Origin of the sequence: Kothea flammea, from assembly GCF_052161645.1 — a bacterium.
Taxonomy (GTDB): Bacteria; Planctomycetota; Planctomycetia; order Pirellulales; family Pirellulaceae; genus Laterigemmans.
On sequence record NZ_CP197414.1, the window covers coordinates 1,948,511 to 1,961,436 of the forward strand.

The following is a 12,926-nucleotide window of genomic DNA, read 5'->3' on the forward strand; positions in this document are numbered from 1 at the left end:
AGCTGAAACTCCTCGCAAAAAAACCTCGTGGTTATCGGTTGCGGCTCGCAGACCTGGACGCTCCAGTGCTGCGAGTTGCCGTGGAGCCTCGCGGGGAGACTCCCGGTTGAGTGGCGGCGGTATCGAGTTCAATCACGGGGAATAACCGCTCTAAGGTTTCTCCCACCGCATCGAGTGCGCGTCGTTCGATTCGTGGTTCGGCCAGCGGTCCCAGCACATAGATGGTCCACAGCGTATATTTCTGGCTCCGCAGCGGACGCACCATTTTGCTCCAGATATTTTGCGGGCTGACGCGCGTATTGAACGACAGATCCAATTCATGGCGGCCGTTTATGGTGCCGCCGCCGTGCAGCGCCACCAAGTTTCCCCACAAGCTTACGTCACTCAGCGTGAGCAGGTCGCCATCGAGGGCAAAACGGGTCGAACCGTCGGTAAAAGCGACATCCTCGGTCGGTGTCAGGCTGAGTTGATTGAGCAGTTGCACGATCAAAGGCAACTGATACAGTTTGGCTTCGCTGAGTGTGGCGGACCCGGTTCCCCGCAACAGGTTCTTCGCTCCCAGATTACCCTCAAGATTGAGCTCGCCGCCGAACTGTCCCGACAACCCCGCTTGGCTGGCTCCCAGTTCCGTCAGCATGGTCGGCAGGTTTGCATCGTCGAGCTCAATATTCACATCGAACTGGCCGGTCGACAGCAGCACCTGGCCGACTAACCCTAATTGGCCGGCAAAAATTTGCCCTCGGATCGGTTCACTTGGCTGGTCGCCGTCCGGCACTGCCGAACCTAGTCGCAGGCTGGTTCCGGAAACTGAAAATGGGCCCACAATCCCGGTCAGTTGCAAATCGTTGACATGTAAGGAATCAATTCGCACGGTCCCCTCCGCCGTCGTGCCAGCTTGGCTGGCCGAGCCACGGACCATGATCTCACCGCGAATGTCGTGCACCGGTCCCGCATCGCCGATGCGATTGCCTTCGAGTTGCAGTAACACATCCCAACTGAACACGGTTTGCGGGTTGTCGAGATTTGGCAATATCAGCTGGGTGTTGCCACGCAGGCTGACTGGTTCTCGCAACTGGAGTTTGGCAAAGCTGCCGCGAATGTCGGGAGGCAACGCTTGGATCAATTCAACGTCAGGGCGGAGTCGTGAACCAGTAAGCAGGTTAATATCTAATTGCCAACGACCATCTTCGCGGCGACGGCACATGCCTTCAGCCGTGAGTCGCGACAAGCCATGATAACCATCCACATCGGTGATGATAATTTCGTTACCCAGCATGGTGATCAAGCCGCGGGTGATGTTCAGGCGATAGGGCAGCGCGGCGGGCGTGACGCTGACTTCGCGACTCGCGCCATTGTTGTTGGCCCACTGCTCGGCGGTGATCTTCAAACTCGGTGGACCGCTTTCCGGACCATGTTCCACGCGCACTTCCAGTCGCTCCAGCACGCCAGCTGGGGACAATGTATCCCAAGTTTGTTGCGCTTGCGGCGGCATCGCGGTTCGTAACCCATCGTCCAGTGGAATGCCAAAACCACTGAAGGTGAGGTCGAGTTTTCCCGCACGCAGCGCGGGTAACGCGGTCCAGTTTCCAGCACACTGGATCTGCGCGCCACCATTGTTCTGCGCTTGAAAGTGCCGCAGCGTCACCAGTTCATTGTTGACGCTAATGTGTCCCCGCACTTCATACAGCGGATAGGGGAACCGCGAGTAACGCAGCCGTCCGTCAACAACTTCCAGATCGATAAACTTGGTCGGCTGACCCGCCGCGTCGCGGCCAAAGCGAGCTTGCAGCAGTCGCACACCGCCCGCCGGCGAAAGCTCGCGAACGAATGTTTCCAGTTTACTGGTTGGCATGCCGAGCGGTGTGAGCGCGGCCACTAATGACTCATCGATCCGTACCGCCCCGTCACCCGCAACTTCGATCCAGTGCGGCTCGCTCGAGTCGGGCGGGGCAATTTGAAACGAGCACAGCAGGCTGGCGTCACCGGCACGACACATCAGATTATTCGCGCGAGCCAGTTTGTCCTGGAACTGGACGCGGCCGCGAATGTTTTCCACCGGGTAAGGAAATTTGTCAATTAAGACGGACAGCCCCTGACACTCAATGTCACCTTCGAAATCCCAGTTGTGCAGATCAAATTTTGCGGTGCCCGTTAAATCGATCAAACCGCGGGGACGCAGTTTTTCATCCAGCTCACGCCCCTTGGCCGGCATGGCGGCCATGATTGCATCGGTCAAGGTCAAGCGTTTGGCGGCCACTTGCAGGTCGATCGCAAAGGGCCACTGCACGCCACTGGTGGTACCGCTGATTTGGCAGCTGGCCCCATCGATCATAAAGTTTGCCGCGCTGATTTTCAGGCCATTGGGAGCGACTGTGAAGTAACCTCGCAAATCTTCCAAGGCGGCTGGCAAGCGTTGATCCACGAAGCGTCCGCGGTGAACCCGCACGGCGGCCTGCCAATTGTCTTGCAACTGTTGCGGTTTACCAGCCGCTGCCCAGGAAATATCGGCAACCGTCGTGAGCCCCAGGAGTGGACCGAGGTGAGCGGAGAGCGCGGGGGGTAAACGGTCGTAAACTCGCGAATCAAGACTCAAACGTTGCACGCGACCCCGGAGTTTGATCTGGTCTTCCCCGCTGATCGTCCCTTCAACCAGCACGTTGTCGAGAAATCCGCCGGTGCCGGTGAGTTGAAAATTTTGCTCATCGATTCCCGCTGCGTTCTTGCTTCTGCGAATCTCCACTCGCAGTTGATTCAGTTCCAGTGCTGGCGAGTTGACCTCGGCACCCTTGTTAAGGCGCAGACGTAAATCATTGATGGTGATTCGCGGGCAACCTGGTCCCAGCTTGGGTAAAGGCCAAAACTTTTCGAGTGACCAATGGTTGGGCGAATCATTGCAAACGTTTGCCGTCACGCCTTGGATAATAATTCGATCCGCGCGAAACGGCGACTCGCCCGCTTGGATGGCAGCCAAGTCCAAGTGTGATTCCAGCAACAACCGATCGATCTTCAGCAACATCGTGGCCCCGGCGGGCAGCGTTGGGTCATGAAACTCAATGCCAGCCAAAATGACCCCTCGTTGTGGATCATAACGTCCCGAGTCAACGAAAATCTCAATCCCCGTGTAATGCTCGCTGAGCACTTTGATAAAGGTGCGGCGAACTTGTTCCCCCACCGCGTCGGGTAACAACAGGCGAACCGATAGCACCAGCGCAGCAGCCAGCACCGCGAGGGAAATCCACCACGAACGTCGCCGCCCTGCTCTCCGCGGTCGCTCAACGCGGCTCATGGCGGACGTCCTTGTCCTGAATCGCCCGGCGGTCTTGCCAAGCTTGCCGGCCAGCTTGCAGCCAAACCCAATACTGGGGTGCCGCCACGACAATCATTGCCAGCAGGGCCGGTTGGCGATAGCGGGCCGAGCCGACAAAGATGGCGTGCAATAATGCAAAATAGAGCGTGGGTACCAAGAAGGGAAAATGGACTTGCTGCCAGCCCCCCGCTGTATCTACACCAGTTTGACTTTGCGCGGCCGCATCCGAATGATTGTTAGGCTGTGCGCGTCGCGAAAAAAGCCTTTGAAATCGCGGCGTGGCAATTCGCCAAATGCTCGGCAACACAATCATCAGCATGCCCAAGGCAATTGCCCAACGCGTCAAGCGGCCCCCCGGCATCTGGTTCCCAGTCGGCCAAGGCCACCATGTTCGCCACAGCTTGCCAACGGCCAAGCTCAGCACTTCCCCGGGATGGTCGCTGGCCCAGTCGATCGCGGCGGTGGCTAAGCGTTTGTTGAGCCGATATTCGAAGGAGTCCAGTTCGGGCGGTGGCGAACCGCTGGCGACCGCCGCAGCGATCGCGGCCTGGTCTTCCCTCTGCAACTGTTGGGCAAACTCAATGGAAAAGTTCATCCCCGTGTCGCTGGCTCCGGTCGCCCCCGGATGAAGCCCGTCGTAAAGGCTGGCACCAACTTGCAGCGTCGTGGGAACGAAATGACCGGTTACCTGGTAATTCCGCAGCCACCAAGGTGTGAGCACAATCGCCATCGCCAGACCAGCGGTTAACGCGGCACAGAACTGGCGTCCCCGTTGCGGACCGAGCAAAATTCGCAGCGCAAAATAAAAGGGCAAAAACAATAGCCAACTGGGGCGCAGCAACGTCCCCAACGCCGCCGCGCATCCGGCCAACCAGGCGGTGAAATAATACCAGCCCCGTCCTTGGCCATCTTTGTGTTTGGCCGCTTTGTCTTGTCCCGCTTTGTCTTGGGTATTTTCGATGAGGCCCGTTTTCAGCGGCAGGTATTGCTGGGCTAAACAACCGAGCGTCAGCATCATGCAAAGTTGGAACGGCGCTTCGCTGAGCACCAAGATGCTCATCGCAATCGCTCCCGGATAGACAGCCGCCAAGATTCCCCCCAGCAAGGCCACTTGGCTGCCAGCGAGTTGCCAACTGATCAACATCACCAGGCCAACGGTCAGCGTGCCAAACAGACTCCCCAGTAACCGAGCCGCCAAAATTCGTGAATGGGATTCCTGCCCAGGTTTCGTCTCAGGCCCTGATTTCTCTGCTGTCCCCACGCTGCCTTTGGGCGAATCAATCAACCACGACAAAATGTAAGGATATCCCGGAGCACGAAAGATTTGCGCCTCGGGGCTGTGGTACTGATAAGGTTCACCAGCGGCGATCGTGCTGGCCAGATGCCAATAACTATCGGAGTCCCCCATGGCAAACGCTTGCGAGTTTGCCGCCAGCCGCTGCTGCCACCACACCGCACTCCCGGCGCGAACCGCAAACGCAGCGGTTAAGACCAACAGGGCGAGTGTCAGGGGGTGGCGAGAAGACATGAAGGAAATGTTTGACGCTGGGTTACGCAGACGAAAATCAGAAGACCGGAGATCGGACCGGATAGTAGTCGGCTTAGCGGTGTGCAATCCAGCCCAGATTATCGAGCAGACGGTACGCCCATGGGTGGGTCCATGGATTCTCCAGGGCGGTGGAGAGCGAGAATAGGCTGGCAATCAGCAACAAACTGCAAAGGATACGCCCAGACTGCACCGTGGCGAGTCGGTCGCAGGCTGCGATGGCCAAGAAAATCCACAGCGGGGCCTGCCACAGCAACCAGCGAAACGCCACGCTGACACCCCCGTAATTGCGGTCGATCTCGGGACGGGCAACGTAGAATACCAGGCAAACCAGCGTCACCAAAATTGTCGCCACGATGACCGCGTAAGGGAAATTGGGAAAATAAGGATGTTCTTGATCCAGCGGTTTTGCAAGTTCCCCCGAACTCTCTGAACTCTTTGAATCCCCCGGCTTTGCTGTATTACGTACCTTGTTCCGCTCGAAATCACCAGAGCTGCCAGAACTTGCCACACCGGCGGGCTGCCGCCAACGTTGATACCAGGCTGCCACCCCTAGCAGCGATAGCCACCAAGCGGGGGTAAGGAGAAAAATTCCGTGGTGGCCAATCAGCATGTGCAACGCGTAGGTCCACCGGGAAGGTTCGCCCAAGTCGATGCCGCGGCGGTTGCTGTCGTTCCAGTAGGTACCTGGATAGTCGTACCAGTCATCCCAGACTCGCAGGGTGAATTGTCCCGCGCTGCGATCGAGTGCGAAAGTTTCTGCCGGGGCGTCAATTCGCAACCGGTTTGCGGTTCGCGAGGCGGTGAACTCAAGCTCGTCGGGCGGCGGTTGACCGTTGGCCGCCAAGGCTGCCGAAATGGTCGCTTTCAGTTCGGGACTCACCTCCTCAGGATCCCAAAATCGGTCCGTTGCCGTGGCGGGGCCGGGCAGTTCGCCGCTGGCGATTGCGGGTCCCACGCCGCGATGCATGTAAGGAGGTCTGAGACTTTCGTGGGCCAACCAATTGGTCGCAAAAAACGCGGCCGCCACCAAGGCGATGCCAGGCAAAAAACCGAGCAAGGTGTGGCGGATGCTGAGCCGCAGCGCGATCAGGCCCCACAGCGGCAGCAGCGACAAGCCGGGCAGTTCGTTGGCAACCAGGGCCGCGATCGCAATGCCGGCCAGGAACATTTTGCCCAGCGACGGTCCAAATCTGGCTTGGCGATCGAGCAACCACAGCGACACGGCGGTGGCCGCGGCGGCAGGCAAATGATTGTTGAGGGAGATCGCGAAGGCGGGCAACATCGTTCCTAAGGTGATCGCCACCGTGGTTGCCACCGCCGCCCAAGGTTGTCGGCAAGTTCGCAGCGTTAAATCGATCAAGCTGGCGAACAGGATTGCTAGCAACGGCAAGTTGACGATTGCCAACACCAGTCTGCCAACCAGCATCGGATGGGTTTGCAAGCCCAGCCCCGTGACACTTTTGACCAACCCGTACACGATTGCAACCAGGGTCGCCAGCAGTGGAGGTTTACTGCTGTAGTTGCGGATTTTTCCCGCCGCGTCTCGGTGCTGCACGCGGTCGATCGATTGCCAAGTGCGACGTTTGGTCTGTGGGTCGCGCAGTTGTTGAAAATGGTCGATTACGTAAGTGCGATAGTCGACCAGCGAAGCGACCGTTGCCCAGCGGCTGCGATCGTTGGCGCTGAGAAAGGGGACTTCGCCCGTTTGCGAGCGGACTACCGCGATGCGACCGGCGACCAGGGCCAGCGATAGTCCCGCCAGCAACCAGCAGATGCTGGCCGCCGTGCCACCGATGCGACCACCTGATGAGTTGGCCACCTGGGGTGCTTGATCACCTGATGCTGAACCAGCAAGTGAGCTGATGGGGCCTGATGCTTGGCGACTCATGACGGTAAGACTTTCGACTCGGCGGTGGGACTGCCGGCGGTTTCGGCAGGGGGCTGAGTGTCGGAAGCGTTGTCAGCCGGCGAGGGGCCAGCGGTTTCGGAGATCGAATAGGGCGAGTTACTGGGACGCACCACGGCGGCTAGCATCTCCGCTAACAGGCCGGCGACCAGCAGTTGAGTGCCCAGCAGCAGCGCCATGATGCAATAGTAAAAAATGGCCGTTTCGTGCAGATGCAGGACTTCCCAAGCATCGACCAGTCGGGTTAAACACCAAGCCAGCGTCAAGTAGATGATGCCGACGAAGCCGAGCGTAAAGCTGGCTAAACCAAGCGTGCCGATTAAGTGCAAGGGGCGTTGCGCGTAGCCGGTTATGAAGTAGATGGTCAGCAGATCGAGAAAGCCTTTGACCAGTCGTTCCGCACCATATTTGGAATGTCCGAATTGGCGGGCATGGTGTTCGACGGCAATCTCTCCCACTCGCCAACCCCGCGCCGCTGCCAGCACGGGGACAAAGCGATGAAGTTCTCCGTACAACCGCACTTCGTCGAAAATCTCGCGACGGTAGGCTTTGAAACCGCAGTTATGATCGTGCAGATGGACTCCCGTCAGGCGGCTGACCAGCCAGTTAAAAACGCGGCTCGGCGCGGTCTTATTGAGCGGGTCGTGACGAACTTTTTTCCAGCCGCTGACGACGTCAAAACCTTCCTCGAGGGTGGCGAGAAAACGGGGGATTTCTTTGGGGTCGTCCTGCAGATCGGCATCCATCGTGATCACGATCGGCCGCGTGGCATGGGCAAAGCCGGCAGCCAGAGCGGCCGCTTTGCCAAAGTTGCGGCGGAGCTTGATGGCTCGCGTGTTCGGCTGGCTGGCGGCCAATTCAGCAGCCACTTTCCAGGAATCGTCGGTGGAACCATCGTCGACGAACAAGACTTCGAGCTCGAGGGCGTGTTCCTGGGCGACGTCGGCAATCCGCTGGCGGAGGGTGGCCAGCGATTCCTCTTCATTGAGGAGCGGAACCACGATTGTGATCGGTAGGTTTAAGGTGGGCATGCCCCTACTGTACACAAGATCGAGCGGTGAGACGACGGAGGAAGATTGTGGAAAATCCCGCCAAAATGACTTCGACCAGCAAGAACAGTAGCCTCGCGAGCACGGCTGCCACCATGGCCGGCCCAGCTCCGACCAGCGGTGCCAACAGCACGGTGATGACAATTTCGCGGACCCCTGCTCCGCCTGGAATTAACGACAGAAAACCGGCAACCACCGCTAAGCTGATCGTGGCCGTTGCCGTGACCCAGCCGGTCCAGCCAGCAGCCACCGTGTTGGCTCCCGGCGTGGCTAGCACTAAGTACCAAAACGAAGTGCCGATCAGAAACCAGACCAGCGACATCAGCAGCCAACCTTGCAGCATCAACCGCCAATCGTAGGCTTGATTGGCTTGGGGGAGTGTGTGGCCAAAGCGACTTTTTTCCAACCGCCGTAAGACCAGCCGAAACAGCGGCGGCAAGGTGGGAATGGCCGCTGCCAAGGCAATGCAGGCGGCCAAACCGCGGAGCCACCAGGGGGCCGGAAGGGCTGTGATTGCGAGTCCCGCCCAAGTCGCTCCGCAAGCCATCATCGTTAGTGTTTCAATGAAAATGCCCAGCACCGCGGGGACCGCCTCCACGCCGGCATGACGCTTGAGGCCACTCGAACGGATCACCAACACCAATGCTTTGCCGGGCACATATTTTCCCAGTTGCCCCATCATGTGCACCGCCAGCACGATCAGCGGCTTTACTTTTTGCCCAAAAGCAAGCAAACAAAAATACCAATACCCTCCCGAAATCAGCATCGCCAAAGCGTAGCAGCCAGCGGCGGCAACCAAACGGTCCCACCGGAAATTGCTGGCCGTTAACCGCTGTGACCGCAGCTGCTCGAGCCGGTCCAGCACTCCCGTTGGCGATACTCCCTTGGGCGATTGCCGCTGCACTTGTTGCTCGAGTTCCCTTATTTCCGCGGAGATTTCCGCGTCGCGATCTCGCAGTTGCCGAAAAGCGGTGAACGCTGTCCAGCAGCCGCTGGCGAGGACGACTAAAGCGATCAGCAATTTCAGGGTGCTATAGGCAGCCCGCCTGCGATGTTGCACAATTCTGCTAAAACTTGCCGAGGTTGGTCGCGCAATCACCATAGGCTCACCATTGGAGCTGGCCGATGCAGACTTTCCGCGAGCTTGATCATCTGCACATCTTGGAGTTGGTATGTCGGAAAAACCACGCAGGACCTCACGTATCATCTCAACCGTGATGCTGTTTTTGGTCACGTTAGTGGTAGGCATTTTGTTCTACCGGGTGATGATCGGTTTCTTCGTCCCACTATTCTTAGCCGCCTTGTTGGTGGTGATTTTTCGCCCGGTTCACGAGTGGATTGGCAAGCGTTTGGGGGGGCGTCCCCGCGTGGCGGCGCTTGCGACCACGTTGGCAATCTTATTGGTCGTGCTGTTGCCGGCGGTTCTCGTGATTGGCATCGCGGCCGCTCAGGGTACCAGTTTGGTCTCGCGTGTGAACTATAACAGCTTGGCTTTCGCTCTGGAGCGGACGCGAGCCCGGTTGGGCTTGGAGATCGACCATCCCGAGCCGCTAGAGCGTTTGCCCGAGCTGATTATGACGCTCAGCGAAACCGAAAACTTGGATGATCCCCGCCAGCTGCGCTTGGCTACCGATCGAGTCCGTGAACTGCGCGCTTTGTTGGGTACGCTGGAACAAGATTTCGCTCCCTTGGAGGCTGAAAAACAGGCGGTGGCGGCGCAAGTGGATGAGCGTCTCAATGAGCTGGAGGATCAAATACTCACCGCCAAACTGCTAGCCAGCCCGGCAGCGGAACCGCTCATTGACGATACCGGCGAAGGTGCCACCGGTGAAGTGACTGGTATTGTGGCTGATGACGTCGATGACGAGGCGACTGGTCAACCGGCGGTTGGAGTCGACGATGAGGCGGTTGGTGAAGTGGCTGACGAGGCCGAGGTGGACGAGTTTGATTACCGTTCACCCGAGGAACGTTTTCAGCGAACGCTGGTAGCGCTTGACAGTGATGTGCACAGTCTGATTGAAATTCTGCTCGGTGGTAGTATCCGCTCGCAACTGAAAATTTTGGCCAATCCCAGCAACGATAAACTGGACCAATGGTTCGCGCAAGCTCGCGAATTCTTACAAGCTCGGTTGGTGTCGGTGACCAGTGCCACGGGTGAGTTTCTGGTGCAGACTTTGATTGGAATCTCGATCTTAATCATTACCTTGTATTTCTTTTTGGTCGACGGGCCGAGCATGGTGCGAACGCTGATGCGGCTCAGCCCGCTCGATGATCGTTACGAGCTGAAGCTATTGCTGGAGTTTGATCGTACCAGCCGGGCGGTTGTGTTGGCGACCGTGTTGAGCGCGCTGGCGCAAGGCATCTTAGCTACTTTCGGATATTACTTTGCCGGTTTGGGATCGATCGTCCTGCTATTCTTGCTGACCTCCTTCATGGCCTTGATTCCTTTCCTGGGAGCGGCCAGTATTTGGCTCCCCTGTTGTCTTTGGTTGGGCCTCGTGGAAGAGCGACTGGGGGCAGCGATAGGGCTGGGGATTTTCGGCGCTGTCGTAGTCTCATCGTTCGACAACGTAATCAAAGTCTTTATCCTCCATGGACGTTCGCAACTGCATCCGCTGTTGGCGCTGCTGAGCGTGTTGGGTGGCGTGCAAGTCTTCGGACCGATCGGTATCCTGGTCGGTCCGATGGTGGTCGTTTTCTTGCAAACGACTTTAGAAATCTTGAATCATGAGCTGAGCAATTACGAGTCGGGCGGTGGCGAACTGGCAGGGCTAGCCGTCGAGTCGTCCAGCTCCGAGGCGAAAACTGCGCCATCGCCGGCAACCGCCGATGCTCCAGCCAACGCTGCGCAGGAAGATCCAGCCAAAGAAAAACGGCAAGCATCTTTCAAAGCAAGGAAGAAACGCCGCCGCTCGGAGTAATTGTAGAACCGCTGCAGTTTAGAACTGCTGCAGTGTAGAACTGCTGTCCCAGCTGTTTGCGCGCACAGTAAGCGATTGGGGACAATCGCTCTACATTACAGCCCCGCAAGCGATTGGGGACAATCGCTCTACATTGCAGCCCCGCAAGCGATTGGGGACAATCGCTCTACATTGCAGCCCCGCAAGCGATTGGGGACAATCGCTCTACATTGCAGCCCCGCAAGCGATTGGGGACAATCGCTCTACAATGAAACCGGCAAGCGATTGGGGACAATCGCTTTACAATAAAAAAACGATTTTCGATAACAGATCTGGCGGTGCAGCTGGCTGCTTTGCTAATCCAAACTCGGTTCCTGCACACCTACTTTGAGACGAATCATGGTAAAACGCCTGAGAGGGAGCATTTGGATCTGGCTTTTGCTATTGTTGCTGCCAGGTTGTTCGTTTTTGCAGCCGGAAGGTCCGCCACCGACCAGCGGTTTACGGCCGGAGAAATCGGGAATGGTGCCCACCGGATTTGATGATCGGGCGCGCCAAGTTGAAAGTAATTTGGGAGTTCGATGAGCGACACGAAACAAGCCGTTTTCCAGGAATTGCAAGCTCATTTTCGCCAGACCGCACTGCTTCAGTCGTCCGCCGACGCACTCGAGTGGGATGAACGCACCGGTTTGCCCAACGCGGCTGGCGAGTATCGTGCCGATCAGGTCACGTTGCTCCGCGGATTGGTTCATAAGCGCCGCACCGATCCGCAGCTTGCCAACTGGTTAGATTCGCTGGCCGATTGGCCCGCTGCTGCCGATCCGCATGGCGATATCGGAGCGACGCTCAAACGGCTGCGGGAGGATTTCGAGCGCGATCGTAAACTTCCGCAAAGCCTCGTCGAAGCACTTTCCCGGGCCACCGTGCGGGGCCAACAAGTTTGGGACGCGGCGCGGAAAGCGGATCGCTATGGCGATTTCCAAGCGACTTTGGCAGAGATCGTGCGACTCAAACGGGAGGCGGCAACCTGTTTGGCCGAGGAGGGACAAACACTCTACGATGCCCTGCTCGACGAATATGAACCGGGCGCAAAGGCCGCTGAGTTGGAGCAAGTGTTTCGCCAGCTGAAGGCCGAGTTGGTGCCGCTGGTGGCCCGCATTCGCGCCTCACACCGGCAGCCCGATGTTACACTTTTGCAGCGTGATTACCCGATCGATGCCCAACGCAAGTTAAGTCACCGGGCCGCTGCCGTCGTCGGTTTTGACTTTAATCGTGGGCGTCTCGATGAAACTTCGCACCCATTTTGCACCAATTTGGGGCCCGATGATTGCCGGATTCTTAGTCGTTACGAGCAGAATTGGTTCCCCGGCGGATTGTTCGGTACGCTGCACGAAGCCGGGCATGGGATGTACGACCAGGGGTTGCGGCGAGAGTGGTATGGGCTACCGCCCGGCTCGTTCGTCTCGTTGGGGATTCACGAATCGCAATCGCGTCTCTGGGAAAATCTCGTCGGCCGCTCGCGAGCTTTCTGGGAATTTTTTTACCCTCAGGTCCAAGCCGCTTTTCCCGCCGCCCTGCAGCATGTCGCCGTCGATGATTTTCATTTTGCGTTGAATGTCGTCCGCCCCTCGCTGATCCGCGTGGAGGCCGACGAAGCGACTTATAACCTGCACATTATCATTCGTTTTGAATTGGAGCGAAGGCTGTTGTCGGGGGAACTGGACGTGGCCGATTTGCCCGCCGCTTGGAACGCTGAATATGAATCGGCTTTCGGACTGTGTGCTCCTTCGGATGCCGATGGCGTCTTGCAAGATGTCCACTGGAGCGCGGGATTGATCGGCTACTTTCCCACGTATACCCTGGGCAACATTTACGCGGCCCAATTTTACGCGGCTGCGGAGCGTGACTTGGGGGATCTTGATGCCATGTTTGCCGCGGGAGCTTTCCAGCCCCTGCTCGGCTGGTTGCAAGAGCAAGTCCATCGCTGGGGCCGCAATCTCAATCCCACCGACTTGGTTTCCCAGGCGACCGGGCAAGCACCCGATAGCAAACCGCTGATTGACAGTCTAACCGAGCGGTACGCGAGCCTCTACGAGCTGAGTTGAACGGATCTCGCCAACCTCCCCTTTGTCAACCGACTTGCCGGTTTTCCCGATTGAGCCGGTGAATTGGCTGCTAATTTGAGCGCCAATCATGCGGTTACTGGGCCAAGGTT

At 58.0% G+C, this 12,926-nt stretch carries 7 protein-coding genes; 2 read left to right on the plus strand and 5 right to left on the minus strand.

Going from position 1 to position 12,926, the window contains the following annotated elements:
- Positions 1-31: 31 nt before the first annotated feature.
- The 5 genes from SH139x_RS06955 to SH139x_RS06975 form a co-directional block, all read right to left on the minus strand.
- Complete coding sequence (locus SH139x_RS06955; RefSeq protein ID WP_488354551.1) at positions 32-3,286, minus strand: hypothetical protein; 3,255 nt, start codon at positions 3,284-3,286, stop codon at positions 32-34.
- On the minus strand, positions 3,273-4,835 hold the full coding sequence (locus SH139x_RS06960) for an ArnT family glycosyltransferase (RefSeq protein WP_488354552.1): 1,563 nt from the start codon (positions 4,833-4,835) through the stop codon (positions 3,273-3,275). Before SH139x_RS06960 ends, SH139x_RS06955 begins: the two co-directional genes overlap by 14 nt.
- Before the next feature lie 73 nt (positions 4,836-4,908).
- The gene (locus SH139x_RS06965; protein WP_488354553.1) at positions 4,909-6,744 is read right to left on the minus strand and encodes a hypothetical protein; all 1,836 of its coding nucleotides are present in this window, start codon (positions 6,742-6,744) and stop codon (positions 4,909-4,911) included.
- Positions 6,741-7,793: a glycosyltransferase family 2 protein gene (locus SH139x_RS06970; RefSeq protein ID WP_488354554.1), complete on the minus strand. Its 1,053-nt coding sequence runs from the start codon at positions 7,791-7,793 to the stop codon at positions 6,741-6,743. Before SH139x_RS06970 ends, SH139x_RS06965 begins: the two co-directional genes overlap by 4 nt.
- 4 nt (positions 7,794-7,797) lie before the next feature.
- A complete protein-coding gene (locus SH139x_RS06975) occupies positions 7,798-9,060 on the minus strand; it encodes a lysylphosphatidylglycerol synthase transmembrane domain-containing protein (RefSeq protein ID WP_488354555.1) in 1,263 nt (420 codons plus the stop codon).
- On the opposite strand from SH139x_RS06975, the gene SH139x_RS06980 reads away from it, so the two are divergent.
- Positions 9,029-10,732 carry an AI-2E family transporter gene (locus tag SH139x_RS06980; RefSeq protein ID WP_488355976.1) on the plus strand — a complete coding sequence of 568 codons (1,704 nt, stop codon included), beginning with the start codon at positions 9,029-9,031 and terminating at the stop codon, positions 10,730-10,732. The two genes, SH139x_RS06975 and SH139x_RS06980, sit on opposite strands and share 32 nt — an antisense overlap.
- Before the next feature lie 560 nt (positions 10,733-11,292).
- A complete protein-coding gene (locus tag SH139x_RS06985; protein ID WP_488354556.1) occupies positions 11,293-12,816 on the plus strand; it encodes a carboxypeptidase M32 in 1,524 nt (507 codons plus the stop codon).
- Positions 12,817-12,926: the final 110 nt, after the last annotated feature.

Coding starts and splice junctions, on each gene's coding strand:
- SH139x_RS06960 (WP_488354552.1), bottom strand. CDS start 4,835: ATGTCTTCTCGCCACCCCCTGACACTCGCCCTGTTGGTCTTAACCGCT.
- SH139x_RS06985 (WP_488354556.1), top strand. CDS start 11,293: ATGAGCGACACGAAACAAGCCGTTTTCCAGGAATTGCAAGCTCATTTT.
- SH139x_RS06965 (WP_488354553.1), bottom strand. CDS start 6,744: ATGAGTCGCCAAGCATCAGGCCCCATCAGCTCACTTGCTGGTTCAGCA.
- SH139x_RS06955 (WP_488354551.1), bottom strand. CDS start 3,286: ATGAGCCGCGTTGAGCGACCGCGGAGAGCAGGGCGGCGACGTTCGTGG.
- SH139x_RS06980 (WP_488355976.1), top strand. CDS start 9,029: ATGCTGTTTTTGGTCACGTTAGTGGTAGGCATTTTGTTCTACCGGGTG.
- SH139x_RS06975 (WP_488354555.1), bottom strand. CDS start 9,060: ATGCCTACCACTAACGTGACCAAAAACAGCATCACGGTTGAGATGATA.
- SH139x_RS06970 (WP_488354554.1), bottom strand. CDS start 7,793: ATGCCCACCTTAAACCTACCGATCACAATCGTGGTTCCGCTCCTCAAT.